22 protein-coding genes are annotated in these 24,443 nt (G+C 70.0%); 11 read left to right on the plus strand and 11 right to left on the minus strand.

Annotation, left to right across the window (positions count from 1 at the left end; translation table 11 throughout):
- Nucleotides 1-4 precede the first annotated feature (4 nt).
- Genes CVV72_RS12510 through CVV72_RS12530 form a run of 5 tightly spaced genes read right to left on the minus strand, consistent with a single transcriptional unit; the run spans nucleotide 5 to nucleotide 6,839 of the window.
- Nucleotides 5-850, minus strand: coding sequence for a DUF3592 domain-containing protein (locus tag CVV72_RS12510; RefSeq protein ID WP_219152597.1), 846 nt, complete (start codon nucleotides 848-850; stop codon nucleotides 5-7).
- A 9-nt stretch (nucleotides 851-859) separates the two neighbouring features.
- The gene (locus tag CVV72_RS12515) at nucleotides 860-1,387 is read right to left on the minus strand and encodes a hypothetical protein (RefSeq protein ID WP_219152598.1); all 528 of its coding nucleotides are present in this window, start codon (nucleotides 1,385-1,387) and stop codon (nucleotides 860-862) included.
- Between the two features lie 58 nt (nucleotides 1,388-1,445).
- Nucleotides 1,446-4,487: a hypothetical protein gene (locus CVV72_RS12520; protein WP_255632656.1), complete on the minus strand. Its 3,042-nt coding sequence runs from the start codon at nucleotides 4,485-4,487 to the stop codon at nucleotides 1,446-1,448.
- A complete protein-coding gene (locus tag CVV72_RS12525) occupies nucleotides 4,474-5,529 on the minus strand; it encodes a hypothetical protein (protein WP_219152599.1) in 1,056 nt (351 codons plus the stop codon). The genes CVV72_RS12520 and CVV72_RS12525 overlap by 14 nt, the downstream gene beginning before the upstream one ends.
- Nucleotides 5,526-6,839, minus strand: coding sequence for a hypothetical protein (locus CVV72_RS12530; protein WP_219152600.1), 1,314 nt, complete (start codon nucleotides 6,837-6,839; stop codon nucleotides 5,526-5,528). Before CVV72_RS12530 ends, CVV72_RS12525 begins: the two co-directional genes overlap by 4 nt.
- Nucleotides 6,840-6,993: 154 nt before the next feature.
- Between CVV72_RS12530 and CVV72_RS12535 the strand changes: the two genes are divergently transcribed.
- On the plus strand, nucleotides 6,994-9,978 hold the full coding sequence (locus tag CVV72_RS12535; RefSeq protein WP_219152601.1) for a family 16 glycoside hydrolase: 2,985 nt from the start codon (nucleotides 6,994-6,996) through the stop codon (nucleotides 9,976-9,978).
- Between the two features lie 115 nt (nucleotides 9,979-10,093).
- Here the strand turns inward: CVV72_RS12535 and CVV72_RS12540 are convergent, their stop codons facing one another.
- Complete coding sequence (locus CVV72_RS12540) at nucleotides 10,094-10,840, minus strand: EI24 domain-containing protein (RefSeq protein WP_219152602.1); 747 nt, start codon at nucleotides 10,838-10,840, stop codon at nucleotides 10,094-10,096.
- 28 nt (nucleotides 10,841-10,868) lie between these two features.
- Nucleotides 10,869-12,212, minus strand: a complete 1,344-nt coding sequence (locus CVV72_RS12545; RefSeq protein ID WP_219152603.1) for an FAD-binding protein — start codon at nucleotides 12,210-12,212, stop codon at nucleotides 10,869-10,871.
- A gap of 81 nt (nucleotides 12,213-12,293) precedes the next feature.
- Between CVV72_RS12545 and CVV72_RS12550 the strand changes: the two genes are divergently transcribed.
- A complete protein-coding gene (locus tag CVV72_RS12550) occupies nucleotides 12,294-13,466 on the plus strand; it encodes an MFS transporter (protein ID WP_255632657.1) in 1,173 nt (390 codons plus the stop codon).
- Nucleotides 13,463-13,900 (plus strand): Dabb family protein, encoded by a 438-nt coding sequence (locus CVV72_RS12555; protein WP_219152604.1) that lies wholly within the window; start codon nucleotides 13,463-13,465, stop codon nucleotides 13,898-13,900. Before CVV72_RS12550 ends, CVV72_RS12555 begins: the two co-directional genes overlap by 4 nt.
- Here the strand turns inward: CVV72_RS12555 and CVV72_RS12560 are convergent.
- Nucleotides 13,880-14,875, minus strand: coding sequence for a hypothetical protein (locus CVV72_RS12560; RefSeq protein ID WP_219152605.1), 996 nt, complete (start codon nucleotides 14,873-14,875; stop codon nucleotides 13,880-13,882). The genes CVV72_RS12555 and CVV72_RS12560 overlap by 21 nt on opposite strands.
- 14 nt (nucleotides 14,876-14,889) lie before the next feature.
- Complete coding sequence (locus tag CVV72_RS12565; protein WP_255632658.1) at nucleotides 14,890-15,741, minus strand: hypothetical protein; 852 nt, start codon at nucleotides 15,739-15,741, stop codon at nucleotides 14,890-14,892.
- A 117-nt stretch (nucleotides 15,742-15,858) separates the two neighbouring features.
- On the opposite strand from CVV72_RS12565, the gene CVV72_RS12570 reads away from it, so the two are divergent.
- The 3 genes from CVV72_RS12570 to CVV72_RS12580 all read left to right on the plus strand — a co-directional run bounded on the left by CVV72_RS12570 (nucleotide 15,859) and on the right by CVV72_RS12580 (nucleotide 18,904).
- The gene (locus CVV72_RS12570; RefSeq protein ID WP_219152606.1) at nucleotides 15,859-16,431 is read left to right on the plus strand and encodes a TetR/AcrR family transcriptional regulator; all 573 of its coding nucleotides are present in this window, start codon (nucleotides 15,859-15,861) and stop codon (nucleotides 16,429-16,431) included.
- Between the two features lie 8 nt (nucleotides 16,432-16,439).
- Nucleotides 16,440-17,588, plus strand: a complete 1,149-nt coding sequence (locus CVV72_RS12575) for an SGNH/GDSL hydrolase family protein (protein WP_219152607.1) — start codon at nucleotides 16,440-16,442, stop codon at nucleotides 17,586-17,588.
- 221 nt (nucleotides 17,589-17,809) lie between these two features.
- Nucleotides 17,810-18,904, plus strand: coding sequence for a S1 family peptidase (locus CVV72_RS12580; protein WP_219152608.1), 1,095 nt, complete (start codon nucleotides 17,810-17,812; stop codon nucleotides 18,902-18,904).
- 21 nt (nucleotides 18,905-18,925) lie between these two features.
- Here CVV72_RS12580 and CVV72_RS12585 read toward each other — a convergent pair whose 3' ends face one another.
- Complete coding sequence (locus tag CVV72_RS12585; protein ID WP_219152609.1) at nucleotides 18,926-19,822, minus strand: LysR family transcriptional regulator; 897 nt, start codon at nucleotides 19,820-19,822, stop codon at nucleotides 18,926-18,928.
- A gap of 80 nt (nucleotides 19,823-19,902) precedes the next feature.
- Between CVV72_RS12585 and CVV72_RS12590 the strand changes: the two genes are divergently transcribed.
- Both CVV72_RS12590 and CVV72_RS12595 read left to right on the plus strand, forming a co-directional pair.
- Nucleotides 19,903-20,310 (plus strand): hypothetical protein, encoded by a 408-nt coding sequence (locus CVV72_RS12590; protein ID WP_219152610.1) that lies wholly within the window; start codon nucleotides 19,903-19,905, stop codon nucleotides 20,308-20,310.
- Complete coding sequence (locus tag CVV72_RS12595) at nucleotides 20,307-21,875, plus strand: multicopper oxidase family protein (RefSeq protein WP_219153927.1); 1,569 nt, start codon at nucleotides 20,307-20,309, stop codon at nucleotides 21,873-21,875. The genes CVV72_RS12590 and CVV72_RS12595 overlap by 4 nt, the downstream gene beginning before the upstream one ends.
- Nucleotides 21,876-21,933: 58 nt before the next feature.
- Here CVV72_RS12595 and CVV72_RS12600 read toward each other — a convergent pair whose 3' ends face one another.
- Nucleotides 21,934-22,137 carry a hypothetical protein gene (locus tag CVV72_RS12600; RefSeq protein ID WP_219152611.1) on the minus strand — a complete coding sequence of 68 codons (204 nt, stop codon included), beginning with the start codon at nucleotides 22,135-22,137 and terminating at the stop codon, nucleotides 21,934-21,936.
- A 247-nt stretch (nucleotides 22,138-22,384) separates the two neighbouring features.
- Here CVV72_RS12600 and CVV72_RS12605 point away from each other — a divergent pair, with 247 nt between their 5' ends.
- From CVV72_RS12605 to CVV72_RS12615, 3 genes are read left to right on the plus strand one after another with little or no spacing between them, the layout of a single operon-like run.
- Entirely contained in the window at nucleotides 22,385-22,738 is a 354-nt protein-coding gene (locus CVV72_RS12605; RefSeq protein WP_219152612.1) for a RidA family protein, read from the plus strand.
- Nucleotides 22,731-23,375 (plus strand): transcriptional regulator, encoded by a 645-nt coding sequence (locus CVV72_RS12610; protein ID WP_219152613.1) that lies wholly within the window; start codon nucleotides 22,731-22,733, stop codon nucleotides 23,373-23,375. Before CVV72_RS12605 ends, CVV72_RS12610 begins: the two co-directional genes overlap by 8 nt.
- Nucleotides 23,372-24,331 (plus strand): pyridoxal-phosphate dependent enzyme, encoded by a 960-nt coding sequence (locus CVV72_RS12615; protein WP_219152614.1) that lies wholly within the window; start codon nucleotides 23,372-23,374, stop codon nucleotides 24,329-24,331. The genes CVV72_RS12610 and CVV72_RS12615 overlap by 4 nt, the downstream gene beginning before the upstream one ends.
- Nucleotides 24,332-24,443 lie beyond the last annotated feature (112 nt).

The following is a 24,443-nucleotide window of genomic DNA, read 5'->3' on the forward strand; positions in this document are numbered from 1 at the left end:
GCGATCAGAACAGCGGAGGCAGGAACGCACCGAAGTTCCCGCCGGCGGCCCGATCGGCCGGATCCGGGTCCACCTGGACCGAGTCGGGGTTGCGCGGGTCGTAGGTGACCTTCACCGTCGAGCCGCGGGCAGGGGCCTGCAGCGGCGAGGTGATCATCGTCGTGACGACGGTCCGCTCGCCGTCGTCGGTGGGGAACCGGACCTGCACGCTGAACCGCGGATTCCCCATCACCCAGACGTTCGTGAACTCGACGCCGAGCACGTGGCCCATCACCTGACGACCCGTCTGTGCCAATGCCTGCGCACGGTCGTCCGCCTCGGCCTTGGTGACGAACGCCCGCCCCAGCACCATGATCATGACCAGCGCGGTCACCCCCGCCACCGCCGGGACGAGATACGGCTCGTAGTAGATGATCCAGTCGACGTCGGTCCAGGGTTCGGACGGCAGTCGCTTCCCCACCGCCTCGGGCGGCGTCCAGGACGGGATCGCGACGCCGCTGCCCAGCGCGACGCCGAGGGACGCGGCGAGGCTGCTCGCCCGGAAGCCGACGCCCATCCCCCGCAACGACATCCCGCCGCCCCACAGCATCGCGAAGCCGAGCGACGAGGCCACCGTGATCGAGACGCTGAAGAACAGGACGAGCGAAACCGCGGGGCCCGCGTCGGGCCCCCACGCGTCGACGCGGTTCAGCGACATCAACCGGAAGCCGTCCAGCAGCCCGAGGGCGCCCGACCAGCCCGCCGCCGCCCAGGCGAGCGCCGTCGGCACGCCGAGCAGCCAGAGCCGCAGGCCGGGGCGTCGGGCCTGCCGGGGGTCCCCCGGCAGGCCGAACTCGAAGGTTCCGAACATCGCCGCCCCCTACGCAACCGGGCCGAACACGGCGACCTTCGCCGGGTCGGCGGGGTCGACGCGGGCTTCGTGGCGGGTACCCGGCGCGTACTGCTGGATCGTCGCCAGCGGCGCGATCAGCTGCGTCACCGTCCGGTAGGTGGTGCCATCGGTACGGGTGACCTCGAGGGTCGCGGTGTACTGTGCCTGCCCGGCGATCTTCCGGCCGGTCGGCACCAGCTCGCGGACCACCAGGGTGGCGGGCTCGCAGGTGTCGTAGAGCCGCCGCAGTTCGGTGCCGTAGGCCTGGAGTTCCTGCTGCTGACGCAGCTGCTCGTCCATCGGCAGCGTCAGGAACGCCGCCATGTCCGGGTCGGCGTTGAGGCTCCGGAAGGCCTGCGCGGCCAGCTGCGGCGTCGGCAGCTGCGGGGTGATGTCGTGGCCCTGCGCGGCGGCGGCCTGCCGGAACTGTTCCGCGTGGCGGTGGAAGTCCTGCTCGCCCCGCGCCATGCCCTGCTGTGTCGCGTCGTTGATCTTGTCGCGGATCTTCTTGAACATCGGGTGCCGCCTTTCGCCGTGTCGTTCGTGCTGGACACAGCTTCGGCGGGCCGTCCCGCTACCGAACCCAGGTTTTCCCGTCGTCGGTCGCGTCGAGGCAGGTCAGCGACGCCCAGAAGACCGGTGAGGCCGCCGGTTCGGGCCGGTCGCGCCAGCGGACGAGCCGGGACCGCTGCCAGGCGCACAGTTCGGTGACCGGATCTTCCCAGGCGAGCGCGGTGTCGACGGCGATGACCAGTTCGGACATCGGGTCCGAACCGGACACAGCGGCCGAGGTCGGCAACGCCCAGACCGTGGCGGCGACCAGTCCCGCTCCGGCCGCGACCGCGGCGAGCAGCACACCGAACGGTTCGGCGAGACCGAAATCGCTCGCGCTGGCACAGCCGATCAGCGCCACCCGCGCGGGCATGCTGTCCATTTCGGACAGTGCGAGGTCGGCGGCGGTGAACGGCCGGTGCGTTCCGATCGGCGCGGCCGTGCCGGGAAGATCGGCGGAACAGGACAGATGGAGCGCGGTCTGTGCGCCGTACTCGTCGCGGACGCGGCTGACGTGCCCGACGAACACCAACCGGGAACAGGGACCCGCGAGCAGTTCGGCGAGCAGGCGGCGGTCGGTGTCGGTGCGGCGGACCAGATCGAGCCCGCGGGCGGCGGCGGGCAGGACCGGGCCATCGGCGAGCCGCTCGTCGAGATACCGGATCAGCGGCGACGCCGGTTCCTGCTTGCCGAGCACGGAACCCAGCTCGCCGAACGCGCTCTGGCCGGGGATACGCGGGTCGAGCAGGTAGACGGGCGGGCCGTCGGCGGCGGGCGGACGGCGCGGGATCGCGGCGGGGGCGAGCAACGAGACGTCGGCGACATCGAGAACGCGCTCGTCACTGTCGAAACAGCCGCCGATCTCGTCGAGCTCGAGGACGTGATCGGCCCGCCTGTCGGGCAGCGCCAGCAGTCCCCACGGAACACCGGCCAGGCTCGGGGACGGCTGGATCCGCAGGAGCGGGCGGCTTCCGTCGGCGGCGGCACGCCGGAGGCGTCCGACCAGATCAGCGGGAAGGAGGTTGAGGGCGAGGATGCGCGCCAGGCGTTGTTCACCGGCGAAGCTCCCGAAGGCGTCTTCGCTCATTGAGCGGCGGACGGCGTCGGCCGCGCTCTCGCCTTCGCGTGGGGTGGGCGACGCGGCGTCCAAGAAGTGGCGAGCGGTCCCGACCAGGGCGAATTCGATCGGATGGGTGTGGACGGTGTCGAGGTCCTCGGTGGTCCGCCAGGTGAGGAAGGTGTGGCCGGCGTCGGCGTAGCGCAGGAGGAACGTCTCGCGTCCGGGCTTCGCGGGCGGCCAGGTCTCGACGGTTTCGGCGACCGTACTGGGCAGCTGATACCGCTCGGCGGCGAGGCTGAGCCACGGGTCCAGCTCCAGGGGCGACGAGGGCGACCAGCGCAGCGCGGGCGGCGGGGCGAGCCGCAGCGGAAGCGACGACGTCACGGAACCCAGCGCCGCCAACGGAAGCCCTTCGGCGACGGGGCCAACTTCGAGGGTGGGCAGCGAGCCGGTGAGGTCCAGCGAGCGCCCCTCCACGCCCGTGTACGCCCCGACGGCACAGGTGCGCTCGATCAGTTCCGCCGCCAGCCTCGGCTCCTGGAGCCGCCCCAGCAGCGCCATCAGCATTTCCGTCGCCGGACCGGCGACGTCGCGCGCCCAGGCCGTGCGTGCCTGCGGCGAAGTGAACTCGAACCGGTACTCCGCCGCCGCGAGGGCGAGCGGGAGCAGCAGATCCAGCACCGAGCGCAGGTCTTCGCCGTGGGCGAAGCCGATCGTGGCCGCCACGAAATCCGTGTGCAGACGGTCCGACCAGTCCCCCGACGTCCGCGCGGACTCCCGGGCGCGGGTCACGTGGTCCCTCGCCGTGGCCCAGTCGCCTTCGGCCATCGCGCAGCGGGCCAATGCCACGTCGAGACGCCGCAGGCCCGGAACGTCGGCGTTGGCCGTCCAGATCTTTCCCGCGTGCTCGAACTGATCCCTGGCCTGTGCGACGTCACCCGCCATCAGCAGCACTGTGCCCAGCGCGTGGCTCGCCTCCGCGACATCGCCGTTCAGGCCCGCCTCGACGAGTTCGTCACGGGCGGCGACGATCGTGGCGACCGCTCCGGGGAAGTCGCCACCGAAGGCCCGGTCGGCCGCCAGCTCGATGCTCGCCCTGGCGGCCAAGGGGCGGCCTTCGTGCTGGGCGCTCAGCCTCAGCAGATCCGCGCGCGCCTCGGCGTCTTCGCCGCCCGCCTGGCGGACGCGGGCACGCTCGGCGCGCGCCATCGCTTGCAGGGCCGCCACTTGCCCGCGGATCTCGTCGATCCCGGCGAGGGCGTCCAGCGCCGTCAGGATCTCCTCGATCGCGGCCCGCGCGCCCGCCATGTCCCCGGCGGCGATCTGGACGCGCACGTCGAAGATCCGCAGTTCCAGCTCGTCCGCGCCGTACACGTCGAGCAGCTCGGGCGGGTACTGGTTCGGCCCCTCTTGCTTGCGCAGCGCCGCCCGGCGCCGTTGCCCGGCGATCAGCTCACGTGCCTTGGCGACGTCACCTTCCTCCGTGTGCAAGGAGATGAGCACGCGCTCGGCGACCTCCCGGGAGCCTTCGATCATCCGGATTTCGGCGTACTGTCCGTAGTGGACGACGGCGGTGGTGCTCACCTTGAAGGCCTGGAGCACGGCCTCGGCGCATTGCCGCGCGTTGCGCAGGTCGCCCGCGGAATAGCAGACGGTGGCCAGATCGCTGACCGCGGCGAGGTCCAGATCCGTCCGGTCGAGCCGCTGCGCGATCTCCCGCATCTTGCCGTACGTCCGATGCGCGCCGGCGACGTCCCGGGTGACGGCGAGCCGTTTGGCCTTGTCTTGGAGCTTGACCGCCTCGACGAGCAGCTTCCGGTACTGGCGTTCGGACAGCGAGCACGCGGGCAGTTCGCCGTACAGCGCCGGATCCAGGCCGAAATGCCGTGCGACACAACGACAGTTGTAACCGTGCGAGGTCGCGGGCCCCAGTTCGGGCGGAAGCGGCCGGTCCGGTCGATTCCGGGGTGGTGGCATGCCGACGAGCACGTCAGAACTCCTCATCGGCGGAAGCGGCCGCCGCCCGTTCGGCGAGCGTCCTGGCTTCGGGCGGGCGGGCTCGCACGAGCGCGACCACTTCCGCCCGGTCTTCCGCCGTCGTCCCGGCGACGCCTTCCCCCGCGACGCCGACGACGACGGCTATCTGTCCACTGTGGACGCGAGCGGCGAGCCTGGTCGCGGCCTCGTCCAGCTCCGCCGTGCCGGAGAACCGCCCGGCGCCCAGTTCCAGTGGCACCTCCGCGAACGGCTCGCCCTCGTGACTCGCGAACGCGGTGATGGCCGCGTCGGCGAACGCGCCCGCGACGACGACTTCGAGTCTCGTGGCGGTCGCGGCCGCGACGATCCGCCAGGTCACCGTGTCCTCACCGGCGTCCAGGATCCCCGGTGGCACGCGCGCCCAGTCGACACTCGCGCGTCCGGTCGCCAGTACTCCTTCGCCGGGTGCGAGCGGATCGAGGCCCGCGGCCAGCGCGTACTCACGCTGGCCGGGTGCCGCCGTTTCCAGCCGTGCCGACACTTCGGCCGCCGCCTCGGCGCGTACGACGTCGTCCTGATCGTCGAACCAAGCCGCGAGACGAGCGCAGAAGTCCCGGGCTCCGTCGGCGACCGGCACTGCGGCAGCGAGCAGGGCGCCGTCCGCGATCGCCGCGTCGAACAGCTCGGCCGGGGAGGCTTCGAAACCGTCGAGAAGGCCTTCGGCCAGGTCCTCGACATCGGCGGTCGCGACCGCCGTTTCGAGGTCCAGCAACGCCGGATCCAGCGAAGGGATCCCGAGCGACGGGCCGGCGGGCCACCAGCGACGCAGCCAGAGCAGCAAAGCGAGCCTGCCGAGTTCCGCCCGGGCGGGAAGCTCGGCGTGGCCCCGGCCGAGCGCGGCGAGGCTCGCCTCGGCGCCCGCGAGCCGGGTCAACCAGGGTTCGGCGGCTCCGGCGTCGGTGAGTTCGATGTGCATCGTCGTCGTCCGGCCGTCGAGGAGATCGGCCAGGGCGAAGCGGATGAGCGCACCGTCGGCCGCGATGACGGGAGTGTGCACCGGATGCGTCACGACACGGCCTCCAGCTCGGGCAGCCGGGCCACGAGCGCGCGCCGCACCTTCGTCCGCAGGTCCAATGAGGTCGAACGGACCACCCCGGTGACGAGGTCGCGTACGTCGGCGGCGTCGGCGGGCAGATCGCCGCGGACGTCGAAGCCGTGCAGCCGGACCCACAGCCTGCCGAGGAAGTGCTTGGCGAACTCGCGAAGATCGCGCAGGAGTCCGGCGTCGGGCCGCGGAGTGAGCGGCGTGGCACCGGCCAGTGCCCGGCGAGCGTGCAGGACGTAACCCTCGCGGGCGACCTGCGCGTTGAGCTGCCGCGCGAATTCGGGAACACCGGCGGGCGCCGCGCCGTCGAGTGGCCGCAGCGCGGGCGCCAGGACGACACCGAGCGCGAAACACCCGGCCAACGCGGGCAGGCCGAGCCCGAATCCGGCGGCGACCCTGGTGAGTTCGTCGTCGACCAGCTCGGTGACAGGAGCCCGCTCGTCCGGTGGCAGACGACGCAGTGTCGCGCGCACCCGGCGCTCGACACTGCGTTCGAGGAGTTCGGAACCGGTTTCGTCACTCCGGTTCAGCGGCGGGAAGGCGGTGCGATCCCCGCGCTGCAGACCGAGATCCGGTGCACGCAGCCCCGAAATCTCTTGGACGACTTCGGTCAGGCCTCGGGCCCCGCCAGGCTGTCGCAGCATCAGCCCGAGAGCGTGCCCGGCCGCCGAATCGGCGAGAGCTCGCCAAGCGGGGTCGGAAAGGCCGTCGACGAAGGCCCGGAGCGGGGCGATGTCCTGCGGCACAGCGGTTTCGGCGTGCCAGCGGCGCCGCAGTTCGGCGGTCAGCCTGGCCGAGTGCCGCGGATCCGAGAGGTAGGCGGTGAGCTGGTCGACGCCCACCGCGCCGCCCTCACCGTGCAGATCCCGTAGCGCCGCCGCGGCCGTCTCCGCCGCGTCCGGACCCGGCGAGCCGAAACCCGTCGCCAACTCGTACGCCAGCGGGAAACACACGTCCTGGACGTTGCCCGCGGTGATGCGCAAGGCGCGGCGCTGCCGTTTGAGGTGGGTGAACCACGCGGCCGTCGCGCGCAGCCTGTCCGCGTCGGCCAGCAGCACTTCCGTCAACTCCGCCGCCGTGACCGCGTCCAGCACGGGACGACCGAGCCGGGGACGCGCCGCGGTGCGGACGACCAGCGGGTCGATGATCTTCTTGATCGTCCGGGTCAGCGGGCCGCCGTCGGCCGACGACAGGACTTCCACACCGGGGATGCCCGCCCACGCCTGCGCGAGAACGGCCGACCGCAGCCGGGACTCGCCCGATCCCCTCGTCACTCGCCCTCCCCCTGTCCGGCCGCAACTCTATCCGAGAGACCGTTCGGCCTAACTTTCGTCATTTCTGTACATACTTTCGTTGACTTCAATCGAAAGCCCTCTTAGGTTCAGCGAACGTCACAGAGGTGCTCCGCCGCCGACCCGAGGAGCAACGATGCTTCCGTCTGTCCGCAAGCGCTTCAACCGGACCATCGTCGCCTCGTTGGCGCTGGTCACGGCAGTGTCCGGGCTGGTCACAGCCCCGGCAGAAGCGGCCATCCCGCCCCAGCAACCCGGTGTCACGCTCCGCACGTACGACCTGCAACGCGAGCTCACCAAGCTCTGCGCGATCAAATCCGGCCAGACCCCCAACGTCGACAAGCTGATGCCGACGATCAACTGGACCACCACCGCCGACTTCGGGCTGAACGAGCAGTTCGTCTCCGAGGTCATCGGCAACATCAACATCGCCACCGCCGGGCAGTACGAATTCCGGCTCACCAGCGACGACGGCTCCCGGCTCCGGATCGACGGACAGACGGTGATCAACCACGACGGCCTGCACGGCGCGACCCCCGCGACCGGTTCGGTCCAGTTGAGCACCGGCTATCACGCGCTGCGGATCGACCATTTCGACAATCTCCACGACCAGCAGGTCACCCTCGAATGGCGGCCGCCGGGCGCTTCGGACTTCGCGCTCGTCCCGAATTCGGTGCTCAGCACCGACGCCGACGTCGTCCGGGTGACCGCGCCGGGGCGCAAGGAATGCGAGGGCGCCACGGACTCCCCTGGTGACGGCTTGCCGCTCAACGGCGTCCACCCCGGCTTCACGCTGACGAACCTGCGTCCCGACGGGTTCCAGCCGCAGGTCACCGGCATGGACTGGCTGCCGGACGGACGGCTCGCCATCGCCACCTGGGGCGGCTCCGACAAGACTCTCGGCGAGGTCCATCTGCTGAGCAACGTCAGCGGGAACACCGACCCGGGCAAGGTCCGCACCCAGCGGGTCGCCAGCGGGCTGAAGGAACCCATGGGCGTCAAGTACGTCGACGGCAAGCTGTACGTGTCGGAGAAGACGCGGCTCGTCGAACTGAACGACACCACCGGCGACGGCGTGACCGACGACTACCGCACCGTGGCCATGTGGCCGTTCGGCGGCAACTTCCACGAGTTCGCGTTCGGCCTGCTGTACAAGGACGGCTTCTTCTACGCCAACCTTTCCGTGTCCATCAATTACGGCGGCGCCACGACTGATCCGCAGCCCGCGCCGAACCGCGGCACGACGATCAAGGTCGAAAAGGCGACCGGCAAGGTTTCCTACATCGCCGGTGGGCTGCGTACGCCGCACGGCATCGGCTGGGGACCGGAAGGCGACGTCTTCGTCACGGACAACCAGGGCGGTTGGCTGCCGGCGAACAAGCTGGTGCGGGTCAAACAGGACCGGTTCTTCAATCACTACACCAATCCGCCGGGCCCGTTCGACTCGAAGCCCGTCACCGCGCCCGTGTTGTGGTTGCCGCACAACGAGATCGCGAACTCGCCGAGCAATATGGTCATGCTGTCGCAAGGCCCCTTCGCCGGGCAGATGGTGTACGGCGACGTGACCTACGGCGGGCTTCAGCGAGCGTTCCTGGAGAAGGTCAACGGCGAGTACCAGGGCGCCGTTTTCCGCCTCACGCAAGGACTCGAGTCGGGTGTCAGCCGGATCAGCCTCGGCCCCGACGGCGCGATCTACACCGGCGGGATCGACGGCGGCGGGAACTGGGGCCAGCCCGGCAAACTCGCCTACGGCCTCCAGAAGGTGACGCCCAACGGCACGAACGCCTTCGACATCCGCGCCATGCGGGCCGTCGCGGGCGGCTTCGAGCTGGAGTACACCCAGCCGTTGTCGGCCGAGACCGCGCAGAACCTCGCGGCGAAGTACCAGGCTCAGCAGTGGCGCTACCAGCCGACCCCCGCGTACGGCGGACCGAAGCTCGACGAGCAGACCCTGTCCGTCACGTCGGCGAGCCTCTCGGCCGACCGCAAGAAGGTCACCCTGCAGGTGGCGGGCTTGAAGGCAGGGCACGTGGTCCACGTGCGGTCGCCGCGGCCGTTCGCGGCGGAGTCCGGTGCGGCGCTGTGGAGCACCGAGGCTTGGTACACGTTGAACTCGCTGGTCGGCGGCCCGGCGGCGAGCACGACCTACGAGGCGGAGCGGGCCGCGCTGAGCGGTGGCGCCGGGACGAACACGAACCACACCGGCTACACGGGCACCGGATTCGTCGATGGTTACTGGAACCAGGGCGCCGCGACGACGTTCACCGTGAACGCGCCGAAGTCCGGCGCCTACAACGCGGCCTTGCGCTACTCGAACGGCCCGGATCCGGCGCCGGGGACCAAATCGGTGACCGTCTACGTCAACGGGACGAAGGTGAAACAGGTCCGGCTCGCCAGTACCGGCAACTGGGACACCTGGAACACGCAACCCGAGACGCTGAACCTGAAAGCCGGGTCGAACACGATCTCCTACCGTTACGACACGGGCGACGCGGGCAACGTCAATCTCGACAGTCTCACCCTGACCGAGTCGAGGCGTATCCCGTTGTTCAAGGGCACCGATCTGAACGCGTGGGAGAAACGCGCGGGTGGCGCGGCGACCTGGCCGGTCTCGGGCGGTGCGATGGAGTCGAACGGCGGGGACATCCGCACGAAACAGCAGTTCGGCGATTTCCGGCTGCACGTCGAGTGGAACGAGCCGAACTATCCGCCAGAGGTCACCGGACAGGCCAGGGGCAACAGCGGCGTCTATCTCCAGGAACGCTACGAACTTCAGGTGCTCGAATCCTTCGGGGACACCACGCTCGCCGACAACGAAGCGGGCGCGATCTACTCGAAGAAGGCACCTGACCGGAACATGGCGACGGCTCCGGGCACCTGGCAGACCTACGACGTCACGTTCCGCGCCGCACGGTTCGACGGTGCCGGGAACAAGACCGACAACGCCCGCGTGACCGTGGTCTGGAACGGCGTCGTCGTCCACAACGACGTGGCGATCGACGGCGGCACGGGCGACAGCATCCCGGAGAGCGCGGCGCCGGGCGCCATCCGGCTGCAGGACCACGGGGATCCCGGCGAGAACCCGCGGTTCCGCAACATCTGGATCGAACCCATCGGCTAGGCGGCGCTGTCTGTGAAGGCCTCCTTGAGGGACCCTGGGTCCCTCAAGGAGGCCTTCACGGACTGGCTGGGCAAGGGGGCGTCAGGTCCAAAGGGGCATCTGACACAGACGAAGCTCAGGCCGCCTCCGCCGCGAGGACCTCACGGGCGACGAGCACACCGCCGACGACGCCCACCGGCATCACGATCAGCGCGGCGAACGGGATCAGGCACAGCAGCGACACGGGAAGCCCCAGCCCGAGGGCGAGCGCGCGGTGACGGCGCAGCAGCGGCCGGCGCTGCTTCAACCCCATCCCCCGCCGGTAGAACGGCACGGCGATCAGTTCCAGGGCCAGGAACCACGCCGTCACCAAGGCCAGCAGGACCGGCACGACCGTTTGCCCCACCACGGGGATGAAGCCCGCGATCAGCAGCGGGATCGTGAACATCAGCGAACGGAGCACGAGCGCGATACCGTCTTTCAGGCCCAGCACCAGCAACCGCCACCACGAGAGGTCCACCGCGCCGGGCACGCCGCCGAGGTCGTCCTCGACCTTCTCCGCGATGTGCTCGTAGAACGGGCCGCCGACGGCGAGGGTGATCGCCGTGAACCCGATCATGGCGATGGCCAGCGCGACCCCGAACACCGCGATACCGGCCGCCACCTGGATCGTCGTCCGCCAGCCCGGCGACCAGTCGTCGGCGAACGAGGTGATCAGGAGCGAGAGATCATCGATCCAGAACGCCAGCGCGACGATGCCGCCGATGAGCAGCACCGTGCTCAGCAACGCGGGCAGCGCGCCGATCAGCAGCAGTCTCGGCGACCGCAGAAGGATGCCCAGGCCTTGCCCGAACATCCGGAAACCCCTGAAGAAATCCCGCATCGGACATTTCTACCAGTGGCCCCGGACCTCAGGGCACCCGCAGGCACTGGCCGGGGTTGAGCAGGTTCCCCGGCGCGTACCGGGCCTTGGCGTCGGCGAGTTTCGGCCAGGCGTCGCCGAAGTGCGCGCGCCAGTCCTCTGTGGACATCGGCAGCGCGTTCGACGGATAGACCTTTCCGCCCAGCTCGCGTGCCTTCCGGTAGAGGTCCACATTGAGCGCCAGCAGGCGGGCGTTGTGCAGCGGGTCGCGGGGCGAACCGACACGCAGCGGCGAGAACAGCCAGGAGATCTCCCCCGGCGGCACGGCGAACAGCGGAGTCTTCAGTCGGTCGTTGCGCACCGGGTAAAGCAGCACCAGTCCGGTGGCACCCAGTTCGGATTCGCCGGTGGCGGCGAGGGTTTCGGCGACGAACCGCTCGACCGTGTCGTCCGTGAGGAACACGTTCAGCCACGGATGCGGATGGAACCAGCTTCCTTCCGCCCGCAGGGCCGCCTCCCCGTCGGCCATCCGGTTCAGGAAGTCGAAATACCCCGTGTCCTCGTCCTCGGACTCGTCGAAACCGAGCGAGTCCAGCAAGGCGTCCTCGTCCGGCCCGGCGGGCGGCGAGTAGTAGGCGACCGCCTCCAGCAGATACCGCCACCCGTCGCCGACGGGGATCAGCTGGCCCTCCACGTAGTCGAAACGACCGTCACGGACCACGGCGCGCTGGTCCGCCAAGAACGCCGGAAGCGAGTCGTAGTAGAGCTTCCACCGCCGGGCCCGCGCCGGGGCCGGGGTCAGCCGCAGCGTCGCGCGAGTGATCACCGCGCATTGCCCCAGGCCGCCGAGGACCGCGTCGAACAGGTCCTCATCGCTCTCGCGTGAGCAGGTGATCACCTCTCCGGCACCGGTGACGACCTCCAGTTCCACCACGCCGTCGGTCTGCGTGCCGTGGTGGTGGGTGGCGCCGCCGATCCCGCCGACCACCAGCGTGCCGGCGACGGTCAGCTCGAGATAGTCGGTGAGCACCGGAGGCGCAAGCCCATGCGGCAAGGTCGTCTCCAGCACTTCCCGCCAGCGGGCGCCCGCGTCCACCGACACCAGCTCACCGGTGACCACCCTGCGCGGCGGCAGCGAGGTCATGTCCAGCAGGATCCCGCCGTCGACCTGTCCCTGCCCGTACGGCGAATGCCCCGCTCCGCGGGCGGCGACCGGCAGCCCCCGCGCGGCGGCGAACCTGAGCACGACCGCCACATCGGTCACCGAGGCCGGCCTCACGACCAGTCCCGGCCGGGTGTGGATCAGGTTCCCCCAGTCTTTCCCCGCCACGGACAAGGCGGCTTCTCCGGTGAGGATCTCTCCGGCGATGGCGGGCAGGATCTCGTCGGTCATGCCCGCACGCTACCGAGCGCGGGCGGACATAGGCGATTTTCACCGACGCGAACCCCGCTGTCCCGCTGCGAGATTGGTGGCGTGACGAACATCTTGGCGCCGACGCGGCGAGCCCGTGGCACCGTGCTGGCCGCGGCACCGCTGACCATCATGGCCGCGGCGATCATCGCGCCCAGCCTGCCCGCGATGCGTGAGGTCTTCTCCGGTACCCCCGGCTCCGATCTTCTCGTGCGGCTGACGCTGACCGTGACCTCCCTCGCGATCGCGATCAGCGCGCCGCTGTCCGGAATCGTCGCCGACCGCGCCGGACGCCGCCCTCTGCTCTTGACGGGCCTCGGCCTCTACGCGGTTTCAGGTACGGCCGGATTCTTCGTGGACGACCTCTTTCTGCTGCTGATCACCCGGGTGGGGCTCGGTTTCGCCGTCGGCGGGATCATGACGGCGGTCAGCACCCTGATCACCGACTGGTTCTCCGGCGAACGCCGCGCCTCGTTCCTCGGGATGCAGCAGGCTTTCGCGAGTCTCGGCGGTGTCGTCTTCCTCCCCTTGGCGGGAGTGCTGGCCACCGTGAGCTGGCAGGCGCCGTTCTGGATCTATTCGGTCTCGGTGATCGTGGCGGTCTTCGCGATCACCTCCCTGCGCGAGCCGGTCCGGCGCGGTCCAGCGGCCGGTGAGAGCGAGCGGCCTCGGCCGCCCGGTCGCGTCATCGGCGTCTACGTCCTCGCGTTGGTGGTGACACTCGCCTTCTACATGGCGCCGACGCAGTTACCCTTCCTGCTGGAGGGGTTCGGCAGCGGTCCCGCGGTCGTCGGGGCCGTGGTCGCCGGGAGCACGCTGACCAGCGTCGCCGGTGCGCTGGTGTTCCCCCGCCTGCGTGAGCGCTCGAGCCCCACGGCGATCACCACCGCGAGCGTCGCGCTCATGGCCGCGGGCTGGCTGGTGATCGGCACGGCGGGCACCGTCGCCCAGGTCGTGGCCGGGTTGCTCGTCGGAGGATTCGGGGTCGGCCTCGTCGTCCCGAACCTCAACCTGCGCCTGGCCGACCTCGCCCATCCCGCGCATCGCGGCCGCGTGCTCAGCGGCCTGGTCGCCGGGATCTTCCTCGGGCAGTTCCTGTCCCCTCTCGTCGTCCAGCCACTCGTCCAGGGCATCGGCATCGCCGGCGCGTTCACCTGGACCGGTGCCGCCCTGGGCGCCGGAGCGGCACTCGCCGCTCTTCTCCCGAACCGGAACAACCGAAAGGAAACACGATGATCTACCACGGCAACCGTTTCACCCTGCGCCCCGACGCTTCGCCGGAGCAGGTCGAAGAAGCCTTGGAAAGCCTCCGCAACCAGGGCCGGGTCATCCCGTCGGTGAAGTCCTTCGTCGTCGGCCGCGATTTCGGCGGCGACTACGAATGGGGCGCCGTCTTCGCGATCGAAGACCTCGACGGGTACTGGGAGTACCTCATGCACCCGGCGCACCGGAACACCGACCGGGTCGGGCTGCCGCTGGTCGACCGGTTCGCGTCCTTCGACATCACCGACGATCCGGACCCGGAGATGGGCGCGAAGATCGCCGAACTGCACCAGCGTCGCTACGACGGCGACGCCGAGCTGACCGCGCTGATCTCCGACCTCGGCGAATACTCCGGCAGCGCCGCGCCGGGCAAGCACGGATCGGCTTCAGCCACCGTCCGCGAGTGAGCCGCTGCCGTCGGGTCCGGTCACGATCACCCTGGTGCTCACCGCGGTGCCGAACGGGACGGTCGTGACCTGCCACGTCTGCGGTTCCCCGACTTCGATAGTCGCCTTCGCCCGCCGCACCAGGGCAGGGACGCGGTCGGCCTCCAGCGCGCGGAGGTCGAACCGCGGCACCTGGGCGCCCGACGGCGCGAAGACCACGGTCAGCCGCCGGTCTTCGACGACCACGGTGATCACCTGCGAAACGTCCGTGGCCTGCGCCAGTGAGTCGATCGCCCGGCGCAACTCCCCTTCGCCCAGCAGGGATCTGTCGACGTCGACGGTCGCGGATCCCGAGGAGGACGTGGTCACACCGGACTGGGTTTCTTCCGTCCGGACAGGCGTTTCCGGCGCGAACAGCTCGGCGCGGAACAGGAACAGCACGAGCCCCGCGCCGAGCAGGAACCCGAGGACGGCGAGCGCGGAGAACCCGCAGCCCTCCGGCGGTTCCTGCACCAGGCCGGACTCCGGAGCGGATTCGATCGTGGCTTCGGCCGCGCGGCGTTCCCACGACGGCGGCGGCCGGTCCACGACCTCCGCCTTCCACGGCCGGTCCGGCGGGTACCGGACGACGAGGACGTCACCCGGCCGGTAGTTCGGGATGTCGACCAGGTTGATGTGGTGGGCGACCTTCAGCCGGAACGTGGCCATGCCTTCGGGGGCGACGGTGAAGACGAAGTCGACCGGGATGTCCCCGGTCTCGGTGCCCCCGGCGCGAAGGCTTTCGATCTTGGCGAGCGCGACCACCGGAACGATCTTCGCCTCACGGGCGCGTCGCGGTGCCCCGGCGAGGTGGAGCAGGATCCCGTAGACGATCGGGAGCCCGACGCCGGTGACGATCAGCGGGACGTACTCGATGACGATGCCGACGATGAACGCGCACAAGGTCGTCCCGCTGATGATCCCGGTCAGGAACCCGCGGACAAGGGTGAGCGGCATGGACACTCCAGAGCTCAGTTCGCGGACAGCCAGTCGCTGAGGGCGGGATGACGCCGCAGCGCCACGAAGATCTTCTTGTCATCGGCGGGTGCAGCCGGGTCGAACAGCACTTCCGCGCCGGCGATCGCGGTGTCGCCGGTGCGGCGGGTCACCCAGTGCCGGACGCCCGAGAGGTCGACGAAGGACACCGTCACGTCCGCGCCGACGACCCGGGTGCCCGACTCGTCCCCGCCCATGCGCACCTTCACTTCGACGAGCTCGGCAGGCACCCGGCGGCCCTGCCGCAGCAGCCGTTCCTTGGTGCGCGCCAGTTCGGCTTGGTGCCGCGAAACTCCGACGGCGTACCACAGGGCCAGCAACGTCAGGAGGAGCAGGAACGCGGGCGCCCACAGGTCGGCGTAGTACAGGAACCACCCCCAGAACCCCCACTTTTCGTCCTCGTGGAACACGGGGTCGACCGCCGTGCCGACGGCGAGCGGCGGAAGCCACGCTCGTGACGATTCCCAGAGACCGAGCGTACTGGCCGCGAAGGCCAGGACGACCGGGAACGCCGGTCCCGACCGCCGTCCTTGGTAGCGCCGCGTCGCGGCTCGCGCGAGGTTGCCCGCGGCAAGACATCCGAGGAAGCCGAAAGTTCCCCAGACCGAGCTGTACGGCGGCTCGCCGTCACCGCGGTCGTCGAAAACGCTGTCGATCGCCATCGTGCGGAACTCCTCGAGGAGTGCGCCGAATCCATACCCGGTCAGATAGCCGCAGACGAGGGTGACCAGCGAAGCCAGGATCGCGCCCACGAGCAGGCGGCGATCTCCGCGCCACCGCTCGATCCGGTCGTGCCGGGCCTTGGCCGGGTCCACCGTGTTCATCATGTCCACCTCCGTTCGTACCGCGCCCAGCATCCGCCGGGCCCAGCGCTACCGAACCCAGGTTTCGCCTTCCTAATAGCATTAGGCAAATGCCGAATGAGCTATGGTATGGTGGCTTCCATGGTGCGAGCGGGACTGACCAAGGAACTCGTGGTCCGGGCGGGTGCGGAACTGGCCGACGAGATCGGTTTCGAGCACGTGACCCCGACCGAGCTCGCGAAACGGTGCGGCGTCAAGACCGCGAGCTTGTACTCGCACGTGAAGAACGCCCACGAACTGAAGACCGAGATCGCCTTGCTGGCCTTGGCCGAACTCGCCGATCGCGCCGCCACCGCGGTGGCGGGCCTGGCGGGCAAGGACGCGCTGATCGCCTTGGCGGACGTGCACCGCGACTACGCCCTCGAACACCCGGGCCGGTTCACCGCCGCGAGATTCCGGCTCGCACCGGACAAGGCGGTCACCAGCGCCGGTGTCCGCCACGCCGAACTGACGCGGGCGATCCTGCGCGGCTACGACCTCGCCGAACCGCATCAGACGCACGCGGTCCGGCTGCTGGGCAGCGTGTTCAGCGGCTTCGTCGGGCTGGAGGCCGCCGGCGGCTTCAGTCACAGCACTCCCGGCTCACAAGAGAGCTGGACCGAAATCCTCGACGCGCTCGACGTCCTGCTGCGCGCCTGGCCCCGAACGAAATGAACGGAACAATGCTCACGACCCCGATCACCGCCGGCCTCGTCCGCGGCGCGCTCGACCTCGAATTCACCGAACGCGGCGTGCTCCCCCACCGGCTGCCCGCGCGGGCCAGGCGGCAGATCCCCGACGGCCAGCTGACCATGGCGGAATCGCAGCCGTCCGGCGTGCGGCTGGTCTTCCGCACCGCGGCGTCCCTCGTCGAACTCGACGTCCTGGCCACCAAACGGGTCTTCGCCGGCACACCGCCCCGTCCCGACGGCGTCTACGAACTGTTCGTCGACGGCAGGCGCTCGGGGCAGGCGAGCGTGCCCGACGGCGACACGATCAGGGTCGACCTGGCGACCGGCGCCGCACGGCACGAGCCCGGCCCCGTCCGAACCCTGCGGTTCGACGGCCTGCCCGGCCGCGAGAAGACCGTCGAAATCTGGCTGCCGCACAACGAGACGACCCGGCTGGTCGCCTTGCGCACCGACGCGTCCGTCCACAGTGCACAGTCGAGCGGCCGCCGGACCTGGCTGCACCACGGCAGCTCCATCAGTCACGGCTCCAACGCGACGACCCCGACCGGCACGTGGCCTGCCACGGCGGCGGCCCTCGCCGGGGTGGACCTGGTCAACCTGGGCTTCAGCGGCAGCGCGCTGCTCGACCCGTTCACCGCCCGGGCGATGCGGGACACGGCCGCCGACGTCGTCAGCGTCAAGATCGGCATCAACGTCGTCAACGCCGACCTGATGCGGCTGCGCGCGTTCGGCCCGGCGGTGCACGGTTTCCTCGACACCATCCGGGAAGGCCATCCCGCCACGCCGTTGCTGGTCGTCTCGCCGATCCATTGTCCCATCCACGAACACACACCGGGGCCGGGCGAGTTCGACCCGGACGCCCTGCGCGACGGGAAAGTGCGGTTCAGGGCCACCGGCGATCCCGCGGAAACCGCCTCGGGAAAGCTGACGCTCACCGTGATCCGCGAAGAACTCGCCCGTATCGTCAAGGAACGGAGCGCGGCCGATCCGCACCTGCGCTACCTCGACGGCCTCGAACTGTACGGCGAGGCGGACCACGCCGAGCTGCCACTGCCCGACGCCCTCCACCCGGACGCGGCCACACACCGGCTCATCGGAGAGCGCTTCGCGCGCCTGGCCTTCGACGCCGCGCTCACGTGATCACCCTTTGCTGTGCGCGTATCCGTCGGTAGCCCGAACGGCGGGTACCTATTTTTCTTCCTGTCCAACGAAAGTCGGTATCCGCCCCCGGTGCGGCGGATCACCATGATCGGCACCGGAACACCGGTGCCGGGTCACCTTGGCCGTGCCCGGCTACCCCACCGTGTCCAGTGCGGCCACCCCTCGCGCTGGATGTCCCCTCGCGAAAGTGAGACACCGGTATGCGCACAAACCCCTTAGCCCGTACCGCCACGACACTGGTGGCCGCGGCCGCGGTCGTCGGCTTCCTCGCCCCGTCCACGGCCACCGCCACCACCATCGCGGGCTACTCCCCCACGGTGCAGCACGAAGCGGTGACCTCCCTCGCCGCCGAAGCCGGGATCAGCCAGGCCGCCGCGGTCGAGTTCCTCCGGACGCAGACGGCGAGCGTCGAGAAGCTGCAGCAGGTCACCGCGTCGCTCGGCGCGCGTGCCGCGGACGGGTACCTCGACGACGCCGCCAAGCCGGTGGTGAACGTCCTCGACCAGGCCGCCGCGGACCAGGTCACGGCGACCGGGGCGCAGGCCCGGATCGTCAAGCACTCCAGTGCCGCGCTGGCGGGGGCGCAGAACGCGCTCCAGGCGCTGCCGTCGGTCACGCACACGTCGATCGGCCTCGACCCGAAGGCCAACCAGGTGGTCTTGACCATTTCCGACGCCGCGAAGGGCACCGGAGCCCTTGTGAAGGCCGCCGAAGCGCTTGGCGACCGCGTCCGCGTGGAGCGGACCACCGGCGAGATGCACACGGCGATCTACAACGGTGAGGCCATCACCGGCGGCGGCACCCGGTGCTCGGTCGGGTTCAACACCAACCGCGGCGGCCAGAACTACATCCTCGACGCCGGCCACTGCACCCGTGCGGTGTCGCAGTGGAACGTCGGACCGTCGCAGGGCGCCAGCTTCCCGACCAACGACTACGGCCTGATCCGCAACACCACCGGCAGCGCGCCCGGCGCGGTCACCCTCTGGAACGGCTCCACCCAGCGGATCGCCTCGGCCGGTACCGCCACCGTCGGGCAGCGGATCAGCAAGAGCGGCAGCACCACCCGCCTCACCTCGGGTTCGGTGCAGCGGCTGAACGTCACGGTGAACTACGCCGAAGGCGCGGTGCACCAGCTGATCCAGACCAACGCGCTGGCCAACCCCGGCGACTCGGGCGGCTGCCTGTTCTCCGGCAGCGTCGGCCTCGGCATCACCTCCGGCAAGGGCAGTGGTACTTCGTACTACCAGCCCATCGGCGAGGCGATGAGCGCCTACAGCGTCACGCTCAACCCGTAAGCGCCTCTCGCCGGGCCCCGGTCACCGCGACCGGGGCTCGGCCTGTGCCTTGAAGTGGCCGACCAGATGGTCGCGAAATCGTTGGGCCGCCGCGGAAAGGTAAGTATCCTCGCGCCACGCGACGCTGAGCACGCGCCGGCATTCGGGGTCGTCGACGTCGAGCCAGACCACCGCCGAACCCGTGACGGCGCGCAGCCCCAGAGCAGGCACCAACGCGATGCCGAGACCCGCGTCGACGAGCTGAAAGAGCACCGCGGCTTCGTCCCCCTCGCAGACGACGTGCAGTTCGAGCCCGGCCTTCGCGAAAAGACGATCGACGAGCGCGCGTTGCCAGTAGCCGGGTCGCGTGGTGAGGAACGGCTCGCCCTCGAGATCCGCCAGGCTGACACTGCCGCGCTCGGCCAGCCGGTGCCCGGCGGGCACGCAGAGCATCACCGCTTCGTCGAGAAGCACGCGGCTGCGAATATCGTTGCCCGTCAAGGGTTGCGACGTGACACACAGGTCGACATCGCCGGCTTTCAGCTTCTCCGCCATCCCCTCTCCCGACGCTTGGGAAAGCCTTAGGTCCACCAACGGATGATCGGGGGCGAAGGTGCGAAGCGGTTCGGTGAGGACGAGCAGACTCTCGGCCGTGACGGCGACGGTGCCGCGTTCGAGCCCGGCGGCGTCGTCGAGTTCCTGACGGGCGTCGTCGAGTTCGGCCAGCGCCCGGTCGACGCGGCGGAGGAACGCGGTGCCGAACCGGTTGAGCCGGATCCGGCGGCCGTGCCGGTCGAACAGCGGTACGCCGAGGTCGTTCTCCAGCCTGGCCAAGGTCCGGCTGAGCGAGGGTTGCGCGACACGCAGCTTTTCGGCGGCGCGGCCGACGTGTTCGAGCCGGGCGACCGTCTGGAAGTACCGGAGCGCCAGAAGATCCACTGCTGATACCTCGCCTGTTATGAACAGATAACCGATCTTGTCTTGGACAGCATAAGGCGTCAGCTCCTACGTTCGAGCACGTGAGTGAAACCCTGACCAGCCCGAGCCGGAAGGCGCACGGGACACTGGTGGTGAACCGGGTGCTGGTGAGCGCCCACGCCCTCGCGATCATCGGCCAGCCGGTGTTCGCCGGCGGCTATCTCGGCGGCGACTACGACATGCTCTGGCTGCACAGCTGGGGCGCCGACGCCGTGTCGTACCTGGCGTACGCGCAGATCCTGGCGGCGCTGGTCCTGTGGCTGGTCCGCGGACCGCGCTGGCTGTTCTGGATCAGCCTGCTGCTCGCGCTGGGCGAGACCGGGCAGTATCTCGCCGGCATGAAGGGCGCGCTCGATCTGCACGTCCCGCTCGGCGTCGCGCTCGTCACCGCGACGGTGCTGACGACCATCGCCGTGTGGCGGCCGCAGACCTGGCGGGCCGACCGATGACCAGGCGGCTGCCCCGCCGGACCTTCCTCGGGCTCGCCGGCGGGGCCGGCGTCCTCGTCGCCGCGGGGATCACCGCTCCCCGCCTGCTCGCACAGGGCGCTCCGGGGACCGGCGAGTTGCTGCGCAGCGCACTCCCATTGCCGGAGCCCTTCCGGGTTCCGCTGCCGATCCCGCCGGTCCTGCGTCCACAAAGGACCGCCGACGCCGATCACTACACGATCACCCAGCGGGCGGCGACGGCCGAGATCCTGCCCGGCGTCCGGACACCGATCTGGGGTTATGACGGGATCTTCCCCGGCCCGACGATCGAGTCGCGGCGGGACCGGACGGTGGTGGCGCACCACCGCAACGAGCTTCCCGTGCCGACCGTGGTCCATCTGCACGGCGGGCACACGCCTGCCGATTCCGACGGCTATCCGACCGATCTCGTCCTGCCGCGTTCAGGCTGGAGCACCGCGCATACCGGGCACGGCATGGCCGACTCGCGCGCCCGGATCTCGAACGGGGAACGCGACTACGTCTTCCCGCTGCGGCAACGGGCCGCGACCCTCTGGTACCACGACCATCGCATGGACTTCACCGGTCCGGCCGTGTACCGGGGCCTGGCCGGGTTCCATCTGGTCCGCGACGACGAGGAAGACTCGCTGGGGCTCCCGTCCGGAGACCGTGAGCTGCCGCTGATGATCGCCGACCGGTCTTTCGACGAGCACGGCGCCTTCGCTTATCCCTCTCTCGACCGGTCGCTGCGGACCACACCGGGCGTCGAAAGTGCTTACGTGGAAGGTGTTTTCGGTGACGTCATCCTGGTCAACGGCGCGCCTTGGCCAGTGCACGAGGTGGCGGCCGTCAAGTACCGCCTGCGTGTCCTCAACGGCTCCAACGCCCGGCGCTACGACCTGGCGCTGGACCCGCCGCCGCCCGGCGGAGGCGGTTTCGTGCAGATCGGCGCCGACCAAGGCCTCCTGGACGCGCCGCGCGAACACGACCATCTCCCCATCGCCCCGGCGGAGCGGTACGACCTCGTGGTCGACTTCGGCCGGTATCCGGTCGGCACTGAGGTCACCCTCGTGAACCGGCTCGGCACCGGTTCGACCGCTCAGGTCATGCGGTTCGTCGTCACGCGCCGGGCGGCGGACGACAGCCGCGTTCCGCCGAAACTCGGCGAAATCCCGCCGCTCGCTCGCGAACAGGCCACGACCACACGGGACTTCTCGTTCCGGGCAGGCACCGTCCACGGCCGCGCGGGCTGGGTGATCGGCGGGGAACCGTTCTCGCCGGACGTGATGTCGGCGAGCCCGCGCCTCGGCGACACGGAGATCTGGCGGTTCGTCGCCGACGTCCACCATCCCGTGCACCTGCACCTGGTGGGTTTCCGGATCCTCTCCCGGGGCGGGCGGCCACCGGGGCCGTTCGACGGGGGTATCAAGGACACCGTGGACCTGGCCCCCGGCGAGTCGGCCGAGGTCATCGCCCGCTTCGACGGCTATCGCGGCCGCTACGTCTTCCATTGCCACAACGCCGAACACGAGGACATGGCGATGATGGCGAACTTCGAGGTGGTCTGAGAGTGCCGGGAAGGGGTCGCTCAGGGCGCGACCCTTTCCCGGCACATCCGGCCAGGGCTCAGCTCACGCCGAGCAAGGCCGCGAGTGCCTGGACCAACGACGCGGACAGGCCCGCGATGGTGCTGTCGAGGTACTCGGCGATCGGGGTCAGTTCCGCCGCGGAGGCCGAGCCGCCGAAGACGGCCAGCATCGGCACCGCCAGCAGGCCGGCGGCCAGGCCGCGCTTCGTCCACCGGCGGGTGGTGCTCCGGGTGTCGCTCATGGTGTTCGTCCTCTCGACTGGTGAGTGCGCGGACAGGGGACCGCACGCCGAGGAGGATGGCTTGATCATCAAAGGCAGGACAAGGCGTTTCACGTCCATTTGATGATCAGGAAACAGCCGTCGCTCGTTCGAGTGAAAGCCGTTAACCTGGCTGACTACTCGCGAGTAACACCCCGTTCACCAGGTGAGTGGCAGGTCACTTCTAATCTGATTGGACTTTTCGTCCAACGCTTATACAGTCAGTCTCGTGACCAACGAGCATCCGTACCCACCCGCCTTCCGCAGCGGCGACCTGGTTTCCGTGTCCGGGCGGCTCGGCGTGACCGAGACCGGCGCGCTGGTGCCCGGAGGCTTCGACGCCGAATGCCCGCAGGCCTTCGCCAATCTCGACGCCGCCCTGCGTTCGGTGGGCGCGACCCGGGCCGACGTGGTGAAGGTCGTCGCGTACCTGACCGACATCGCCGACCGCGACGGCCTCAACCGCGTCTACGAAGAGTTCTTCGCCGAGCCCCGGCCCGCTCGGACCTGCGTCGGGGTCGCGTCGCTGCCCTACGGCGGCGTCGTCGAGGTCGAGGCCCTCGCCCGAGTACGCGATGTCTGAGCAGGACGCGATCCTCGACGCGCTCGCCCCGGTCGCCGACGGCATCGCGGCGACGCTCGGCTCGTTCTGCGAGGTCGTGGTGCACGACTTCCGCCGTCCGGAGAAATCGGTGGTCGCGATCGCCGGCTCGGTCACCGACCGCACCGTGGGCGGTTCGATGAGCGAGATCGGCATGGGCCTGCTCGCCCGCGGTGACGACGCCGAAGACCAGCTGAACTACGTGACCAGGACGGCGTCCGGGAAGCTCGTGAAGTCGTCGACCATGCTGCTGCGCGGCAGCGGCGGCTCGGTGTTCGGCGCCTTGTGCGTGAACCTCGACGTCACCGCGCTGAGCCAGCTCAAGACCCTGGTCGGCGAACTCGCCGACGTCGGTGCCGTCACCGAAACGCCGACCACGACCTTCGGCGACGACGTCGACGCCGTGGTGGACGCGATCGTCGACGAGCACCAGCTCCGGCTGAACAAACCCTGGACCGCCCTCAGCCGCGAAGAACGTCTCGATCTGTTCCGCAGCCTTCACGCGCGCGGCGTCTTCGCGGTGCGACGGGCCGTGCCCCAGGTCGCCTCCCGCATCGGGATCTCCCGTGCCTCCGCTTACAACTATCTCGCCGAAATCCGTGATCAAGGAGCATCATGACCGCCCCCGTGACCATCGACGACATCCGTGACGCCGCCGCCCGTCTGGCCGGTGTCGCACACCGGACCCCGGTCGTGCGTTCCCGGACCCTCGACGACCTCGTCGGCGCCGAGGTCTTCATCAAGTGTGAAAACCTCCAGCGCATCGGGGCCTTCAAGTTCCGTGGCGCGTACAACGCCGCTTCGCGGCTCTCGCCGGAACAGCTGGCCAAGGGCATCGCCGCCTACTCGTCGGGGAACCACGCCCAGGCCGTCGCGCTCGCCGCGCGGGAACTCGGGAGCAGCGCGGTCATCCTGATCCCGGAGGACACCCCGCAGTCCAAAAAGGACGCCACCGCGGGCTACGGCGCCGAGATCGTCACCTACGACCGGTACACCGGCGACCGCGTCGCGATCGGCGAGGCGCTGGCGGCCGACCGCGGTCTCGCGCTCATCCCGCCGTACGAACACCCGCACGTGATCGCCGGCCAGGGCACCGCGGCGCTGGAACTGCTGGAGGACGCCGAGTCACTGGACACCCTCGTCGTCCCCGTCGGCGGTGGCGGTCTGATCGCGGGCAGCTCGACCGCCGCGAAGGCCGTCCGGCCCGGCATCCGGGTCGTCGGCGTCGAACCTGCCGCGGGCGACGACACCAAACGCTCACTGGAGACCGGGGAGCGCGTGTCGATCCCGGTGCCGCGGACCATCGCCGACGGCCAGGCCGCCTCCATTCCCGGTGAACTGACCTTCTCGATCAACCAGCGGCTCGTCGACGACATCGCGCTGGTCACCGACGACCAGGTCCGGGACGCGATGCGGTTCGCGTTCGAACGGCTGAAGCTCGTCATCGAGCCGAGCGGGGCGACCGGGCTCGCGGCGCTGCTCAGCGGCCAGGTGCCCGCTTCGGGCCGGGTCGGGGTGATCCTCAGCGGCGGGAACGTCAGCCCGGAACGCTTCGCCGAACTGATCGCCGGCTGACCCTTCGCCTTTAGTCCTCTCGATGCGGTAGCCCGTAAACGACCTGCGGTGTGCGGGTGTCGCGAAAGCCACTTTCGGGACGTCTGATGTCCCGAAAGTGGCTTTCGCAACG

This window comes from Amycolatopsis sp. TNS106, from assembly GCF_019330265.1.
GTDB classification, from domain to species: domain Bacteria; phylum Actinomycetota; class Actinomycetes; order Mycobacteriales; family Pseudonocardiaceae; genus Amycolatopsis; species Amycolatopsis lurida.